The sequence below is a fragment of the Frateuria sp. sgz306004 genome (assembly GCF_057750885.1).
The window spans coordinates 1-16906 of sequence record NZ_JBYLFE010000005.1; the positions used below are offsets into that span (position 1 = coordinate 1).

12 protein-coding genes and 4 tRNA genes are annotated in these 16906 nt (G+C 62.7%); 5 read left to right on the top strand and 11 right to left on the bottom strand.

From position 1 onward, the window contains the following. Nucleotides 1–108 precede the first annotated feature (108 nt). Nucleotides 109–636 (top strand): enoyl-ACP reductase FabI, encoded by a 528-nt coding sequence (locus AC3G2C_RS11400; protein WP_488384734.1) that lies wholly within the window; start codon nt 109–111, stop codon nt 634–636. Between the two features lie 78 nt (nt 637–714). Here the strand turns inward: AC3G2C_RS11400 and AC3G2C_RS11405 are convergent, their stop codons facing one another. The 10 genes from AC3G2C_RS11405 to AC3G2C_RS11450 form a co-directional block, all read right to left on the bottom strand. Next, a complete protein-coding gene (locus AC3G2C_RS11405) occupies nt 715–2619 on the bottom strand; it encodes a SurA N-terminal domain-containing protein (protein ID WP_488384735.1) in 1905 nt (634 codons plus the stop codon). Between the two features lie 87 nt (nt 2620–2706). After that, nucleotides 2707–2783 (bottom strand) — tRNA-Asp (locus AC3G2C_RS11410). Nucleotides 2784–2792: 9 nt separating this feature from the next. Next, a tRNA-Val gene (locus tag AC3G2C_RS11415) sits at nt 2793–2867 on the bottom strand. A gap of 20 nt (nt 2868–2887) precedes the next feature. Further along, nucleotides 2888–3160: an HU family DNA-binding protein gene (locus AC3G2C_RS11420; protein ID WP_019465590.1), complete on the bottom strand. Its 273-nt coding sequence runs from the start codon at nt 3158–3160 to the stop codon at nt 2888–2890. 327 nt (nt 3161–3487) lie between these two features. After that, on the bottom strand, nt 3488–6010 hold the full coding sequence (lon, locus tag AC3G2C_RS11425) for an endopeptidase La (protein WP_488384736.1): 2523 nt from the start codon (nt 6008–6010) through the stop codon (nt 3488–3490). Nucleotides 6011–6187: 177 nt separating this feature from the next. Beyond that, on the bottom strand, nt 6188–7483 hold the full coding sequence (gene clpX, locus AC3G2C_RS11430; RefSeq protein WP_488384737.1) for an ATP-dependent Clp protease ATP-binding subunit ClpX: 1296 nt from the start codon (nt 7481–7483) through the stop codon (nt 6188–6190). Between the two features lie 106 nt (nt 7484–7589). Next, on the bottom strand, nt 7590–8219 hold the full coding sequence (gene clpP / locus AC3G2C_RS11435; RefSeq protein WP_488384738.1) for an ATP-dependent Clp endopeptidase proteolytic subunit ClpP: 630 nt from the start codon (nt 8217–8219) through the stop codon (nt 7590–7592). A gap of 37 nt (nt 8220–8256) precedes the next feature. Then, nucleotides 8257–9549, bottom strand: a complete 1293-nt coding sequence (tig, locus tag AC3G2C_RS11440; protein ID WP_488384739.1) for a trigger factor — start codon at nt 9547–9549, stop codon at nt 8257–8259. A gap of 80 nt (nt 9550–9629) precedes the next feature. Then, nucleotides 9630–9714, bottom strand: a tRNA-Leu gene (locus AC3G2C_RS11445). Between the two features lie 235 nt (nt 9715–9949). Further along, nucleotides 9950–11896, bottom strand: coding sequence for an SUMF1/EgtB/PvdO family nonheme iron enzyme (locus AC3G2C_RS11450; RefSeq protein ID WP_488384740.1), 1947 nt, complete (start codon nt 11894–11896; stop codon nt 9950–9952). Nucleotides 11897–12002: 106 nt separating this feature from the next. Between AC3G2C_RS11450 and AC3G2C_RS11455 the strand changes: the two genes are divergently transcribed. The 4 genes from AC3G2C_RS11455 (at nt 12003) to AC3G2C_RS11470 (ending at nt 15436) form a co-directional block, all read left to right on the top strand. Then, the gene (locus AC3G2C_RS11455) at nt 12003–13121 is read left to right on the top strand and encodes a ribonuclease D (protein WP_488384741.1); all 1119 of its coding nucleotides are present in this window, start codon (nt 12003–12005) and stop codon (nt 13119–13121) included. A 63-nt stretch (nt 13122–13184) separates the two neighbouring features. Further along, a tRNA-Ala gene (locus AC3G2C_RS11460) sits at nt 13185–13260 on the top strand. A 56-nt stretch (nt 13261–13316) separates the two neighbouring features. Next, nucleotides 13317–14573 carry a GGDEF domain-containing protein gene (locus AC3G2C_RS11465; RefSeq protein WP_488384742.1) on the top strand — a complete coding sequence of 419 codons (1257 nt, stop codon included), beginning with the start codon at nt 13317–13319 and terminating at the stop codon, nt 14571–14573. A 185-nt stretch (nt 14574–14758) separates the two neighbouring features. After that, on the top strand, nt 14759–15436 hold the full coding sequence (locus AC3G2C_RS11470; protein ID WP_488384743.1) for a DUF2076 domain-containing protein: 678 nt from the start codon (nt 14759–14761) through the stop codon (nt 15434–15436). 57 nt (nt 15437–15493) lie between these two features. On the opposite strand, the gene AC3G2C_RS11475 is transcribed toward AC3G2C_RS11470, so the two are convergent. Further along, nucleotides 15494–16210 (bottom strand): tetratricopeptide repeat protein, encoded by a 717-nt coding sequence (locus AC3G2C_RS11475; RefSeq protein ID WP_488384744.1) that lies wholly within the window; start codon nt 16208–16210, stop codon nt 15494–15496. Between the last annotated feature and the right edge of the window lie 696 nt (nt 16211–16906).

Below are 16906 nucleotides of genomic sequence, written 5' to 3' on the forward strand. Positions count from 1 at the left end.
GCGAGCGACCCTCGACTACCACTGTCCTGCCGAGATGTTCATGCGTGCGATGGGGCGTGATGACCTCGCCCAAGCCATCGATGATGCACTTCTAGATTGACACCGCCCTTGGACATTCTCGTCCACGCTGTTTGGCCCGCACCGAAAGAAGCTTTACCGGGCCGTTATCTGGAGGTGCTCTCGCGAGAGAGTTTCCGCATCGCACACGAAATTTGCAGCTACAGCCTGATCGCACTCGCCAAAGCCTTTCGCCCACAGATGGGCGAGCGCGGCGGGGCCATTCTCACCCTGAGTGGTCTAGGCGCGAACGAAGCGATGGACCATGGCAACGTGATCGGCCTGGCCAAGACCAGCCTGGAGGCAAGCGTCCGCTACTTGGCCTTGGACTTGGGCGCTGAGGGCACCCGCGTCAACGCCATTTCGGCCGGCGGGATCAACGCCCCCGCTACCTCCGGCATCGCCAACGCTTCGCCGTTGCTAGGCCAGGCGGAAACGCCTGCCCCATCGCGGCGGCGTGTCACTATCAATGAGGTGGGTAACGTTGGTGCGTTTCTGTGCTCCGATCTCGCCTCGGGAGTAACCGGGGAGATCATCCACGTCGACGCGGGTTATCACCTCATGGGGGCCGCCCTGTAACTGGCCCCATCACGGCCGGCGGCAACAAAGAAGGGCGACCACAAGGCCGCCCTTCTTTCGTACCGCGTGATGCGTTGCTTACATTCGGTCAGCGGCAATCTTGATGGTCGTCTTGGCCTTCAAGGCATCAATGAAGGCCTGCGTAGCGAGCACACCATAGGCCTGACCCATCTGCCCGCGCAGCTCGGTGCGCTGTTCGGCCGAAATCTTGGACAGGTCGCCCGGCTGCACCTTGTCCACCGCCACCAGCGCGAAGCTGCCGTCACGCATGGACGCGCGCGCGAACTGAGGCTTGCCGGCCTCCGGATGGGGCAGCAGGAACGCCTGCTCCATCACTTCCGGCGGCATGCTCGGCTGCATGCGCACGGCGTCGGCGACCGACTGCAGGTTGCCACTGACCGAGGCGGCCACGGTTTGCATATCTTCGCCCTTCTGAAGGCGGGCCAGCAGTGCGTCGGCGCGCTTCTGCGCCTCGGCGGCCACGCGCTCGTCCAGAATCTTCTGGCGCACCTGGTCGCGCACCTCGGTCAGTGGGCGTGCCGCCGCAGGCAGATGCTTATCGACGCGCACCACCACGGCATGATCGGGACCCAGTTCGATCAGGCCAGAGTTATTGCCCTGAACCAGCACGTCATCGGAGAACGCCGCTGCCAACAGCTTGGGATCGGCCGAAATGCCTTCGCCACCCTTACGCGAGAACAGGCCAGTCGTCTGGATCGGCAGGCTCAACGCCTGTGCCGCCGGCTCCAGCGACGAGGAGTTCTGATAGGTCTGGTCGGTGAGCTTGCCGGCGATCTCGCTGTACTGGCGGTCACGCTCGGTGCTTAGGTAGTCCTTGGCGATCTGGTCGCGCACTTCCGCAAAGGGCTTGGCGTCACCACTGCGCACATCGCGCAGGAACAGCACGTGGTAGCCCTCGTCCGAAAGCACGGGCTTGGAGATCTGTCCCTTTTGCAGCGCGAACAAGGCCGAATCGAAGGCTGGGTTGGTCACGCCCTTTTCCAGCCAACCCAGGTCACCGCCCGAACGCTTGGAACCCAGGTCGTCCGAATCCTGTGCCGCCAACGTACCGAAATTGGCCGCCGTCGCCTCGCTGGCGATCTTCTCGGCCTTCGCCAGGGCAGCCTTCTGCTGGTCGGGCGTGGCGTTCTTGGGCACATTCACCAGGATATGCGACACCAGCCGCTGCTCCGGTTGCACGAAGCGTTGCTTCTGCTCCTCGTAGCGCTTCTTGAGCTCGTCCTCGCTCGGCTGTGCGTCGATCTTGAGGTCGGCGCCATTCACTTCGACGTACTTGAGCGACACCTGCTCCGGATTCATGAAATCGGCCTGGTGCGCCTTGTAGTAGCCATCAAGCTCGGCGTCGGTGACATTGGTGTCGGCCAGCGTCGGGTGCGGCACGGCAAACCAGCGCACGTCGCGTCGCTGGTAAAGCAGACCCAGGTAGCGATCCATATCGGCATCGGTGACGATGGCACTTTCAATAATGGCGCGCGGCAGCAGACCCGGCTCCAGCGAAGCGCGCTGGCTGCTTTCGAACATCGCCGGCGTCATGTTCTGTGCGGCGAGGACGGCGCGATAGGTGCCGGAATCGAACTGGCCGTTCACCTGAAAATCGGGGGCGTTTGCAATGCGCTCGCGCAAGGTGAGGTCGGACACCTTCAACCCCAGCGCGTCGTTGGCCTGACGCAACAACTCCTCGTTGATGAGCTGGTCCAGGATCTGACGCTTGGTTTCCGGCCGCTCGAAGGCGGCGGCATCGAAATGATCGCCCATGCGCACCATCGCGTCGCGGCGCGCATTGTTCATGCGCTCCTGGAAATCCCGGGGGGAGATCTCGTGCTTGCCCACCATGGCGACGTAGGTGTCGGTCCGCGAAGAAAAGTAGGACTCGATGCCGAAGAACGAGATAGCGAAAACGCAAATGCCCAGAATGACGATGGAAGGCCATCCGTGAAGCTTGTTACGCATTGCCTGCAGCATGGAAATGTTCCCGGCTTTCGTTGTTCGGCGCACCATGTGCGCGGGGCTTAAATGGCAAGGGCGCCACACGGGCGCCCTTGCGAACTGTGGCGGAGCGGACGGGACTCGAACCCGCGACCTCCGGCGTGACAGGCCAGCATTCTAACCGACTGAACTACCGCTCCGCATTTTTCTGGTGGGTGCTGTAGGGATCGAACCTACGACCCTCGCCTTGTAAGGGCGACGCTCTACCGCTGAGCTAAGCACCCAAAACCAAGCAAGTAGTCGCTTAGTTTAGGGCATCCTTGAGAGTCTTACCAGCCTTGAAAGCCGGAACCTTCGAGGCCTTGATCTTGATCGTCTCATTGGTGCGCGGGTTGCGGCCGGTGCGAGCGGCACGCTTGCGCACGGTGAAGGTACCAAAGCCCACCACCGACACGTCGTCGCCCTTCTTCAGCGCCTTCTGCACGGTCTCGAAGAACGCTTCGAGCGCACGGCCAGCGTCGGCCTTGGTGAGTTCGGCCTTCTCGGCAATGGCATTGATCAGATCGGTTTTATTCATTGAGACACTCCCTTAAACGGTTATGCAGCCCGCATGGTCATTCTGGGACCAGGCGACGTCATGTGCGATCTAGCACCAAGCCATCGCCAAGCAACCCCGCATCACTGCGCATCGTGCTCGGCGTCAGGCTGCGGTGCCGCCTTTATACCAGTGCCCCCCAGGGTCCGCAATGACAAGCAATACCAAGGGTTCCCACGATTCAGGCAGGTTTGCGGATGCTTGCAAACAGGCTTGCAAGACGTTAAGGCACCAGACGATTGCGCAAGAGTTGCACAGAAAGAAACGGGCGGTTACCCGCCCGTTTTTTCAGCGACCTGGATCACGCATTCAATGCGGCCGGGCGTAAGACTCCGCAGCATCGTCCGCGTTGTCGTCGTGCGGCGCCTCCACCTTGCCGGCGTTGTCGCCTTCACCGGCCTGGCGTGGCTGCAGCGGGCGCTCCAGAGCGATGTCCAGCACTTCGTCAATCCAGCGCACCGGATGGATATCCAGAGAGCCGGTGATGTTGTCCGGGATATCCGCCAAGTCCTTCTTGTTCTCGTCCGGGATGATGATGGTGGTGATGCCGCCGCGATGCGCAGCGAGCAGCTTCTCCTTGAGGCCACCGATGGGCAGCACGCGGCCGCGCAAGGTGATCTCGCCCGTCATCGCCACTTCCGAGCGCACCGGCACCTTGGTCAAGGCCGACACCAACGCCGTGCACATGGCGATGCCCGCGCTGGGTCCATCCTTGGGTGTGGCGCCCTCCGGCACGTGGATATGGATATCGAACTTCTGGTGGAACTCTGGATCGATACCGAGTCGGTCGGCACGCGCGCGCACCACCGACAGCGCCGCCTGGATGGATTCCTTCATCACATCGCCAAGCTGTCCGGTGTTGACCAGACGCCCCTTGCCGGGCACCACCGATGCCTCGATGCTGAGCAGGTCGCCACCCACCTGAGTCCAGGCCAAGCCCGTGACCAAGCCGACTTCGTTTTGCAGTTCCTTGCGTCCGAAATCGAAGCGACGCACGCCCAGATAGTGCTCCAGGTTGGCCGAGGTGACGGCGACGGCTTTCTTCGCCTTGGCCGTTTTTACCGCTGCACCGGTCTTCTTAGTCGCTGCTTTCTTGACGTCGGCCTTCTTGCTGCTGACCTGCGCCAGCGTGAGTTCCTTCACCACCTTGCGGCAGATCTTGGACACCTCGCGCTCGAGATTACGCACGCCCGATTCGCGCGTGTAGTAGCGCACGATATCGCGAATGGCCTCACTGTCCACGCTCAGCTCTTCGGGATTCAGACCATTCGCCTTGAGCTGCTTGGGCAACAGGTACTTCTGCGCGATACCGAGCTTCTCGTCCTCGGTGTAACCCGGGATGCGAATGACCTCCATGCGATCGAGCAGCGGGCCGGGAATGTTCAGCGAGTTGGCCGTGGCGATCCACATGACCTCGGAAAGATCGAGGTCGACCTCCAGGTAGTGATCGTTGAACGCGTGGTTCTGCTCGGGATCGAGCACCTCCAGCAACGCCGACGACGGATCGCCACGGAAATCCATGGACATCTTGTCGATTTCGTCCAGGACGAACAGCGGATTCTTCGTGCCGACCTTGTTGAGGTTCTGCACAATGCGGCCCGGCATGGAGCCGATGTAGGTGCGGCGATGGCCGCGAATCTCAGCCTCGTCGCGCACGCCACCCAGGCTCATGCGGACAAATTTGCGGTTGGTGGCCTTGGCGATGGACTGACCCAGCGAAGTCTTGCCCACGCCCGGCGGACCGACCAGGCACAGGATCGGGCCACGCATGGTGTTCACGCGCTGCTGCACTGCCAGGTACTCGAGGATGCGTTCCTTCACCTTCTCCAAGCCGAAATGATCTGCATCGAGCACGTCCTGGGCGAGCTGAAGATCCTTGCGGACCTTGCTCTTCTTCTTCCAGGGCACGCCCACGAGCCAATCAAGGTAGTTGCGCACCACCGTGGCTTCCGCCGACATGGGCGACATCTGGCGAAGCTTGCCGAACTCCTGACGCGCCTTCGCCAACACAGCCTTGGGCATGCCTGCGTTGTCGATCTTCTTCTGCAGCTCTTCGACTTCGTTCGGGCCTTCCTCGCTCTCGCCGAGCTCCTTTTGGATGGCCTTCATCTGTTCGTTGAGGTAGTACTCGCGCTGACTCTTCTCCATCTGCGACTTAACGCGGCCGCGGATACGCTTTTCCACCTGCTGCAAATCCATTTCGCCATCGACCAGACCAATCAACAGTTCCAGTCGCTGGCCAACGTCAGCGGTTTCCAGCACCTTCTGCTTGTCCGCCATGCGCACGGACAGGTGCGCAGCAATGGAGTCCGCCACGCGTGAGGGATCGTCGATACCCGACAGCGTCGCCAACACCTCGGGTGGCAACTTGCGGCTCTGCTTGACCAACTGCTCAAACAGCGACACCAGCGTGCGCGACACCACGTCCAGCTCGCGCTCCTTGTTGGAGTACACGGGCTCGATGATGCGCGAGGTGGCGGTAAGCATGCCGCCGTCCTCGGTGTAGTTTTCCACGGCAACGCGAGCCTGCCCTTCCACCAACACCTTCACGGTGCCATCGGGGAGCTTGAGCAGCTGTAGCACGCCGGCGAGTGTGCCGATTTCGTGCAGGTCGCCAATCTTGGGGTCGTCGATGTCGGGACTCTTTTGCGCCACCAACAGAATCTGGCGCTCCCCCTCCATGGCGCGCTCCAGCGCGCGCATGGATTTGTCACGTCCGACAAACAACGGAATGACCATATGGGGATACACCACCACGTCGCGCAGCGGCAACACTGGCAGGGCGTCCAGTGCGGCTCCGGTGGCTTGGGGGTTGGGAGCGTTCTTTGCCATCGAAGAGAATCTCTCAGGATGAATTGCGTTCTTTGCCCCGACACTGCGCCGGGGCCCTCTATACGTCAAGTGGTGGCGTGTAGGCAGTCGCACAAGTGCATGACAATTCACGCAAACAAAATGGCCCCGGCAGTGCTGCCGGGGCCATCGTGAGATTCCTTACGGCCTTTAGGCCACTCAGGCGGCGTCGCCGCCCTCGCCCGCTGCTCGCGGCTGTTTGAGATTGCCGCGGTAGATCAAGTATGGCTCGGCCTGACCATCGATCACAGCATCATCCACCACGACCTTGCTCACATGCTCCAACGAAGGCAGCTCGTACATGGTGTCGAGCAGCACCTGCTCGAGAATGGTGCGCAGGCCACGTGCCCCCGTCTTGCGCTTGAGCGCCTTGCGGGCGATGGCTTGCAGAGCCTCGGGACGGAACTCCAGCTCCACGCCTTCCATTTCAAACAGCTTCTTGAACTGCTTGGTAACGGCGTTCTTGGGCTCGGTGAGGATCTGCACCAGCGCGGCCTCGTCCAGTTCGTCCAGGGTGGCAACCACTGGCAGACGACCAACGAATTCGGGAATCAGGCCGTAACGCACCAGATCCGCCGGCTCCACGTCGGAGAGCAACTTGCCAAGGTTTTCCTTGCGCTCCTTGCTGCGCACTTCGGCCGAGAAGCCGATGCCTACGGTTTCGGAACGCTGTTGGATCACCTTTTCCAGGCCGGCAAAGGCGCCGCCGCAAATGAACAAGATGTTCTTGGTGTCCACCTGCAGGAATTCCTGCTGCGGATGCTTGCGACCGCCCTGCGGCGGCACCGACGCCAAGGTGCCCTCGATCAGCTTGAGCAGTGCCTGCTGCACGCCCTCACCCGACACGTCGCGAGTGATCGACGGGTTCTCGCTCTTGCGCGAGATCTTGTCGATTTCATCGATGTACACAATGCCCGACTGCGCCTTGTCGACGTCGTAGTCGCACTTCTGCAGCAGCTTCTGGATGATGTTTTCCACATCCTCGCCCACGTAGCCCGCCTCGGTGAGGGTGGTCGCGTCGGCGATGGTGAACGGCACGTTGAGCAGGCGCGCCAGCGTTTCGGCCAGCAGCGTCTTGCCCGAACCGGTGGGGCCGATCAGGAGGATGTTGGACTTGCCCAACTCGACTTCGTCGCTCTTCTGACGCGACTCCATGCGCTTGTAGTGGTTGTAGACAGCCACTGCCAGCGCTTTTTTGGCGCGGGTCTGGCCGACCACGTACTGGTCGAGCGTTTCCATGATCTCGCGGGGCTTGGGCAGCTGGCTGCGCCCGGAAGCGGCCTTCTCCTCCAGCTCCTCACGGATGATGTCGTTGCAGAGTTCTACGCACTCGTCGCAGATGAACACGGAGGGACCCGCGATCAGCTTGCGTACCTCGTGCTGGCTTTTGCCGCAGAAGGAGCAGTAGAGAATCTTGCCGCTGTCGTTGGAACGGCCCTGACGGTCGTCGCTCATGCCTGGATCCTGCTGATAAATCGATTGCGGTTTGAGAATAGCACAGGGTTCCGCGTCTGCATCGAGACGCGGAACCGCTTGCAACCCTTGGGCCAGGCGCCTGAAATCAGGCGGATTTCACCGATTCGACGGCGCGACGGTCCAGGACCAGATCGATCAGGCCGTACTCCTTGGCCGCCTCGGCGCTCATGAAGCGGTCGCGCTCCATGTCCCGCTCGATCTTTTCCAGCGGTTGGCCGGTGTGCTGAACATAAATGTCGTTCAGGCGACGGCGCAGGTACAGGATTTCCTGGGCCTGGATTTCGATATCCGTTGCCTGGCCGCGGGCGCCGCCCGACGGCTGGTGGATCATCACCCGCGAGTTCGGCAGCGAGTAACGCTTGCCCTTGGCGCCAGCCATCAGCAGCAGCGATGCGGCGCTGCAAGCTTGGCCGATGCACATGGTGCTTACGTCCGGCTTGATGAACTGCATGGTGTCGTAGATCGCCAGCCCGGCGGTGACGGCACCGCCTGGGCTGTTGATGTACAGATGAATGTCCTTATCGGGGTTTTCCGACTCGAGGAACAGCATCTGCGCGACCAGCAGGTTGGCAACCTGATCGTTCACCTCGCCCACGAGGAAGATCACGCGCTCCTTCAGCAGGCGCGAGTAAATGTCGTACGAACGTTCGCCGCGAGCGGTCTGCTCAACGACGATCGGTACCAGGTTGAGGTTCTGGATCGGGTCCATAGCCATGCGTGTCGCTCTCCGGTTGATTGGCCTGAAGGATGCCTCAGGCGCCGACCGGGCGCATCACCTCGTCGAAGGCCAGGTTCTGTACCGTGGTGGCGGCGTGATCGGCCACCCACTCGGCTACCTGGTCTTCCATCACGCGATTTTGCAGCCCGGACATCAATTGGGGGTCACGGTTGTAGAGTTCAATGACCTTCTCCGGCTCCTCGTAGGTCGAGGCGATCGCAGCGAGCTGCTCGGCCAGGCGGGTGCGATCAATGGAGAGCGACTGCTTGCGGGCAATCTCACCCATGAGAAGACCAGCAATGACGCGCTTGCGAGCGATCGGGGCGGCGGCCTCGATGAGCTGCGGCGGCACCTGCTGGCCACGGGGCACGCTGCCCTGGGCCATGGCCTGCGCTTCGGACTGCACCATCACGTTGGGCACGTCCAGCGAGTCGTGGGCATTGGCCAGCTTTTCGGCCACTTCGGACTTCAGGCGGGCCATCAGGGTGGCCTTCAGTTCGCGCTCGAGGTTGGCGCGCACTTCCTTGCGGAACTGCTCCAGGTCGCCATCTGCAATACCGAACAGCTTGGCGAACTCGGCGTTCACTTCCGGCAGCTTGGGCTCCTGCACCTTGATGATGGTGAAGTGGCACTTGGCCGTCTTGCCAGCAAGGTTTTCGTTGCGGAAATCGGCCGGGAACTCGACGTCGGCATCGAAGGCGTCATCGGCCTTGCGGCCGGTCAGCACGTCGTCCAGCGCCTTGAACAGGTTGCCCGAACCCAGCACGCTACCGGCACGCTCCAGGCCTTCGGCCGGGAAACGGTAGTCGCCAACTTCGGCGGAGTACTCGAACATCACGAAATCACCCTCGACCGAGGCGCGCTCGACCGGGTCGAAGCTGCGACGCTGCAGGCGAAGGGTTTCGATCATCTTTTCGATGTCGGCGTCGGTCACTTCCGCCACGGGGCGGCTGATTTCCAGCTTGGCGACGTCGACTTCCGGGAACTCCGGCATCACCTCGAAGGTGGCCGTGTAGGAGATCTCGCCGGCTTCCGGACGGCCAGTGGTGTCGATCGACGGGTTGGCGATCGGACGCAGGTTCTCCTGGGTCACAGCCTCGCGCAGGGTGCTGCCGATGAGGTCGGAGAGGACTTCGCCACGCACCTGGTCGCCGAAACGCTGCTGGATCACCGCAGTCGGGACCTTGCCCGGACGGAAGCCCTTGAGGCGCACGGTGCGACCCATCTCGGCGATGCGTGCGCTTACCTGCGACTCGAAGCGCTCCGCGGGAAACTTCACCGTGAGCTTGCGCTCGAGCTTGCCGACGTTTTCAACCGAAACCTGCATGACGTCTCCTGGTGTACCGGTAAGAGCGCCCGTCAAAAGGCGCTTGGCGGCCCCCGGCCGCCTGCATAAACACAAAGGGATGGTGCGAAAGGAGGGACTCGAACCCTCACGGGGTTACCCGCTGGAACCTAAATCCAGTGCGTCTACCAATTCCGCCACTTTCGCATCAGAACAACCAAGAGGAACTACCCGCAAGCATCGGATTTGGAAGGGAATTACCAGGCGAAACGCCATCTCACCCCACCCCGCCAGCCGTTGGGAAATGCACCCTAAGTCGATGATTCCCTTACACGAAAGCGGGCCATTTTACGGTTCGCCATGGCACCAGCACAAGCGGGGAAACGTCTCGCGTTTAAGGGCATGCATCGCGCGTCATTCGACAAGCGACGTCAGCGGCACTCTAAAGCTCTCGAAGCACCCTAAAGCCCACCCGGCCACTGCGCACACTGGCATCAGCCCCTTGCCGATAGGCCGAGCGCACTTGTTCGGGCGAACTACCCCACGAGCCGCCGCGAATCACTCTCACGCCACAACCAGGGTTGACCCAGGCGCTGCCATCGCGTGGCGCGCGTAGATAGCTGTCGTGCCAGCAGTCCTGCACCCATTCCGATACGTTGCCGCCCATGTCGTAGAGCCCAAAGGGATTGGGCGCGAAGCTCATGACCGGTGCCGGCCCCCAGAAGCCGTCACGGTAGCCGGAAAAGGCATTGCTCCAGCGCCGACCACTGGGTGAACGATCACTGCCACCCGTGAGGTTTTCCACTTTGCTCGTTGGCGCCCCGTCGCCCCACCAGTAGCGCGAGGTGGTACCTGCGCGCAGCGCATACTCGAACTCGGCTTCACTGGGCAGTCGATAGGTTTTGCCGGTGCGCTGGCTGAGCCAGTCCGCGTAGGCTTTGGCATCATTCCACGAGATATTGACCACCGGCATACGGTTATCCGCCTGCTTGCCGGCATAGTCGTCCTGCCATGTGGCACTGCCATCGTCGCGCATGGCGCCGGTGCCCTCGTCATACACACTCGCGCCACCCAGCTTCACGGAGTCGGGCTGGTAGCCGCTGGCGCGCACGAACTCGCGGAACTGACCCACCGTGATGGCCGTACGGGAGAGCGCAAAGCCCTTGCCGATGGTGACGTCATGGCGAGGCGTCTCGGCGTCCTGGCGGCCGGACTCATCGTCAGGCGCGCCCATCGCGAAGGTACCGGTGGGAACCACCACCATCGAGGGTGTTTGGCCAGGAATATCCACGAAACGATCCGCAAACACCTGCCCCGGCTTGTAGCTGGCATAAAGGCGCGCATTGGTGATGCGCTCGTTGAAATCCGCCAGCCCCGCCAGGTCGGGGCTGATGCCCTTGGCTTGATCGGCCAATTGCTGGGCCAGGCTGAGGTTGCCGGCGTCGAGCGCCGAGCGGGCCTGGGTCAGGATGCCGGCCGCACGCGCCTGGCGCATGCCGTCCACCCGCGTGTGCACATCGCGCAAGGCCGAGGAGTCGGGCAGCACCTGAGCGGCCTCGGCCAGCGCCTGGTCGGCCCCCTTGAAGTCGTTCTGGGCAACCGCTGCCAACGCACGATCCAGCACGGCACGCTGTACCTGGAGTACGCCCTGCTGCGCCACCGCGTTCTCGGCGTCCAACTGCTGCACCTGGCGGTACAGCTCCAGCGCGTTGTCGCCGGGCGGCTGGTCTACCTTGCCTTGTTGCAGCAACGCGGCGGCCTTGGCCAGCAGCGGACGCACCTGGTTCAAGGTCTTCAGCTTGGTTTGCAACGTCGCCACGTCATCGGTGGAGTCGGGCACGGTCTTGAGTGCGTCGATCAGGTCGCTGGCAGCCTCGGCGTCGCCAATGGCCAGATCCTGATTGATCTCCGCGATCAGCCTCGCGCGCACGTCATACAGGCCCTGCACTGCGCGACGGCTGTCGGGCTTGAGTTTGAGCGCCTGCTCGAACAAGGCCGCCGCACCGTCCTGGTCACCGGCGAGCTGGCCTGCCCGCAACGCCTTTTCAGCCCGGGTGATAAGGGCCTCGACCTCGGGGGTATCCGCGCTGAGCTGCTCGGGCAGCTTTGCGTTCTTGTTGACCATGCGCGAGGCAATCACCTCGGTGGGCGCCAGGGTCAGGGGCGGGCCGGCGTCGATCTCGGGGATGCTGGGCGCCTGTACAGTGCGCGCGGCAGGCACGGCTGCGTAGCTCGGCCCCATGTTCATCGCCCGCTTGGTGTTGATCGCCGACGGCTCGACATGGAAAACCCGCGGAAAAAAGTGATAGACCAGCGCCAGCCCGAGCACGGCCACACCCAAGGCACCGCCAAAGGCGCGTTGGCGTCTTACGGTTTCCTTGCTCGGCATGGTTGGGCGTCCTTGGGCGGCCTGCTATCGTGCACCGCTTAACCATAGGCACAAACCGATGTCAGGACAATGCGCGGATGCGCGTTCTGCATCATCAGGAAGACGCATGCACCAAGACTCTCACCTTGCGCCCGAGGCTGCGTGGATCGATCACCGCGAGGCCTTGCAGGAATGGCTGGCCACCTTGCCCGCGGACGCATCGCTTGGTTTCGATACCGAGTTCATGCGTCGCAACACCTTTTACCCGCAGCTCGCACTGATCCAGCTCGGCTGGAACGGGCGCTATGCCCTGGTCGATCCCACCGCCTTCGCCATAGGCGATGCCTTGCAGCCGCTGATGGGCGCGGGCGACGCCGTCACCGTCATGCATAGCGCCAGCGAAGACCTGGAAGCCCTGTCGCCACTGCTGCCGCATGGTCCTCGCCAACTGTTCGATACGCAGATCGCCGCGGCCTTCGTGGGCATGGGCCTGGGCATCAGCTATCGCGCGCTGGTGGCCGAACTGGTCGGTGCCGAGCTGGACAAGGGCGAGACTCGCTCCGATTGGCTGCAACGCCCGCTGACGACCTCGCAGCGCGCGTATGCAACGCTGGATGTGGTGTACCTCAAGCCCGTGCACGAGCAACTCGCCGAACGCCTCGCCCAGCGCGGGCGCAGCGAATGGCATGCGGAGGATTGCGAGCGCCTCAAGCAACGCGCCTGTTATCGCGGAGGCGATCCGCAACCGCATCGCGGCTTTCGCAGCGCTACCGAATGGTCGCCCGAACAGCGTGCCCTGCTTCGACGGGTTCTCCTCTGGCGCGACCACACCGCGCGCGTACTCGATCGCCCTCGCCCCTGGCTGCTGGAGGATGCGGCCGTCATGAGCCTGGTGCAGCATCGTCCGGCTTCCGGCAACGAACTTGAGCAGCGCACGCGCGGGCAGCGCGCGCTGCGCGCGCCGCAGCGTCAGGAGCTGCTGGATGTACTCGGCCGCCCTGTCGAAGCCGACGAGATCGCCGTCACCGCGCCGATCCTCGAAACCCCTCAGGGCGAGGCCAAGCGAGCCCTCGCGGCGATGAAGGACAGCGTGGACCGCATCGCGGCCGAGCTGGACGTTCCGGCGGGCCTGCTTTGCCCACGTAAAGTACTGGAAGAATACGTGGTAACCGCGCAGTGGCCGGATTTTCTCGAGGGCTGGCGCAGGACGGTTCTGCAGGATGAGCTGCCCCGCCTGCTCCCCTGACCGACCCCACACCCAGGGGCTTGGCGAACGCCAAACCACGCTGGTAATATCGGCGGCTCGTGTGGGGCGGTAGCTCAGCTGGGAGAGCGTCGCGTTCGCAATGCGAAGGTCGGGAGTTCGATCCTCCTCCGCTCCACCATTCAGATCGTCAGAACAGCGCTTCGTGCCAAAGCACGGAGCGCTGTTTTGTTTTGGGTGGCCGCCTGCGAATCATTCGCCTTTACCCGGCCGCTTTCACCGCATCGGCCGACACGCTACGACGCACTGATCGTGCTGAGTCCGGTGCTCACCCTACGTACCATGACGGGCCAGCATGGCAGCGATTCGGTGACACCGCCCTCCGCCACTGGATGCAATGACTTCGGCGGAGGGTTTGACATGCGATTCCAGCGCAAACTGTTGGCTCTCGACACCCAGGCGCGACTACGCGGTAAAGCAGAGTGGCAGCTGTTCTGGACCTATTCCGTAGAGAAGCTGCGTCGACGAACGTTGCTTATCCAGCTATTTGGCATGCTGGGATGGGCGTTGTCGCGCTTTTTCGCTCGCCCGGGCGCGCCCTTCGATATGGGCATCACCATCGCCGGCCTCTGCTGCGCGGCGATGGGCTTGACGACGACGGCCCTGTCGCGAAACCGGACCTCCCTTACGATAGGCTCCTGCCTCAGCACCCTCGCCATCACCCTATGCATCTTTAACAGCAACATCGTCGGCGCCGAGCACCCCGAATTCTGGGTGTTGCCCGTAGGCCTGATGATTACGGTTGGCATGGCGCCCTTGTTCGTCGATAGCTGGAGCTTTCTATTTGCCGCGGTGGTGGTATGGGCACTCGTGTCGTTCGACCAGGCGTCGGCCCTGTTGCAGGCCTCCGATTTTCGCTGGATCGTGCTCTTGGTGGTGGGTTGCACTGTCTTGGGTGCGATTCTCAATCACCTGTTCTTCCTGGAGCGGAAGAAAAACTTTCTGGTTCAACGTGAACTCATCCGACTGTCCTTCTACGACGCGCTCACCGGCATCTGCAATCGACGCGGCCTGATGGAGCTACTGCAGGAAGGCCATGCACATGCAGTGACGCAGGAGTCCTATTTCCTGCTTATCGACATCGACGACTTCAAGTACATCAACGACACGTATGGGCACGAGGCAGGCGACGCCGTGTTGATCGAGGTCGCTACCCAGATCAAGCGCTATGCCAACCACCATCCTCACGGGCGCTTGGGAGGAGAAGAGTTCGGCGTACTCGTTCCCGGTAGCGCAAATGCAGTCACGCGCTTCGTCGCAGAACTTTGCGATCACATCGCATCCTTGCGCATCTACGAACACCCAGTGACCGTGAGCGTTGGCATCGCCCGCATGCGTGCGTCGTCCAGCCTATCCGACGTGCTTCGCCTGGCGGACCAAGGCATGTACGAGGCCAAGCAGAACGGCAAAAACGGCTACGTCATGGTGCCCTGAGTCGGCAACAACTTGCGCAAACCTTGCTTGCATCGCGCACATGATGGATGAGCCTGACTGCCAGGCAAATAAAAACAGATGGCCCCTTGATGTCTTCGTACGAGGGCACACTTCCGGCACTGCCTGCCCGGCATGCTTGCCGCCATGGTGTTCGCCATACGTCGTCTCACGGAGATCCGCTCGTTATGAACCCGCAAGAACAGCAATTGCTCGAAGATTTTCTTCAACGCCTGGCCAGCGCAGGCGGCGTGGCGAAGGACGCCCAGGCTGACGCCTTGATCCGCACGCGCCTCGATGGGCACCCCGATGCCTTGTATCTGCTGGTGCAGCGCAGCCTGTTGCAGCAGCAAGCGCTGGAGGCGGCCAAGGCGCAGATCGCTCAGTTGCAGGCCCAGGTGCAGAGCCAGTCCTCCAACACAAGCTTCCTCGGCGGCCAGGCGCCTGCATGGGGCGCCGCGCCAGCCTACCCGCCAGCACCTCCGGCGCAGCCACAGGCCTCACCAGGTTGGCGTGCACCAGGTTGGCGTGAACGTCTGTTCGGTGCCCCGCCCGCTCCTGCGCCACAAGCGGCCGCGCCAGGCTTCCTCGCCCAGGCAGCCACCACGGCGGCCGGTGTTGCCGGCGGCATGTTCTTGTTCGACGGTATCGAGAACCTGCTTGGCGGGCACCATGGCGGTGGCGGCTTCTTCGGGGGCGGCACGAGCCAGCCCACGGTGGTCGAGAACATCACCGAAACCAACAATTACTACGACGACGACCGCTCCCGGCGCGGCGACAGCAACGACTTCGCCTCGAACGACTTTGCGTCCAACGATTTCGACGATAACAGCGACGGCGGTTTCGACGACAACAACTGGGCATGATCGCGCGGCCGGTGCGTGCGTGTATGCGCGCACCGGCCAGCCCCAGGGCAAACCGATTCAAGTGGATTCGGCCGCAACTGCCCGCAATTCAGGATGCGGCGACTGGCGCAAATCGCTGCGCAGGGCCTCGACGAAGTACGCCGGGGCAACGTGCATGGCCGAGCGCAGCAACGCGCACGCTTCAGCGATATGCCCCTGCTCGGCCAGCACCGAGGCCCAACTGCACTTGCCACGGTAATCGCCCAGTTCCGCCGAGCATCGATACAACGCATAGGCGCGCGCCAGGTCCACTGGCGTCTCCCAGCCGAACTCGTGGTATTGGCCAACGCAATGCATGGCACGCGCATGCCCAGCCTGCGCTGCCTGGCCAAACCAACGGAACGCCTCCGTACGGTTTACCGGTACGCCTCGACCGTTGGCCAGCACGCGCGCGTAGTTGTACATGCCCCAATCCAAACCATGCTCGGCGGCTTCGCGATACCACACCACGGCAAGTTCATGGTTGACCGGCACATCCCAGCCGTTCTCGTGGATGCGGCCCAGCATATTCATGGCATGCGCCTCGCCCTGGTGCGCGGCGTGCTGAAACCAGTACATGGCCTCCGCGGTGTTGCGTTCGCAACCAAGGCCTTCCAGGTACATCTGCGCCACCGCGAGCTGCGATCCGCGATCCCCGGCGAGGGCCTGCGCCAACATGGAGGCCTGCACGCGCGCAGGACTCGTTCTCAGCAGATGCAACAGATCATCCGCATGGCCCGATGATGGAGCGCTCATGTTTCCGACCAGGCGCAAAATAGAGGGTGATGGATACCGGTCAAACGAAGCACGTCGGCGTGTGGCGCAGTAGCTTGGGGAAGTTGCCGGGTGAATACATCCAGCGACGCCAGCATACGACGCCATTCTTCCGCACGCACCCGCTGGTGAGTTTGAAGGCGTGAGCCCTTCCGCTCGACCCGCGCCCTTTGCGCCATCGGCTGCGCAGCATCCGTGTCTTCAGCGCACAACATGTCGTTCACCGGCACCTCAAAGGCCGGCTTGAGGACCTCGCGGGCCCGAACAGCGTATGGGTCTAGCGGCCAGTTGCCCTCCACGGGCGCAGACGACCGGCCAGCGATGGTCCCTTCAGCGACCCAGCTTGTCCCGGGCAAGCATCCTCGCCTGGAAGCGGACGCTCCGGCCGCCGGCATCTGGGCAACATGAAACAGCATGGCGGTTCTCCCCTGAAAGCCTGTCTCGCCATGCTGTGCCCTTGGCTTTCGCCGCACTGCATCGCCTTCGGATCCGATAGGCCAGCCGTGCGGGGACTACGTCCACTCCACATGCCATTCCATGACCGAACCGCTCCCACCGACGCGCCATTCCTGCGCAACGCGTAGGCCAGAACCGGCTGCGTAAGCGCGGCCGGGCCGACAAGCTATCAGAAACGAACGTGGGCCGGCCACCGGCGTCCGGCGCGCACCCCATCCTCTG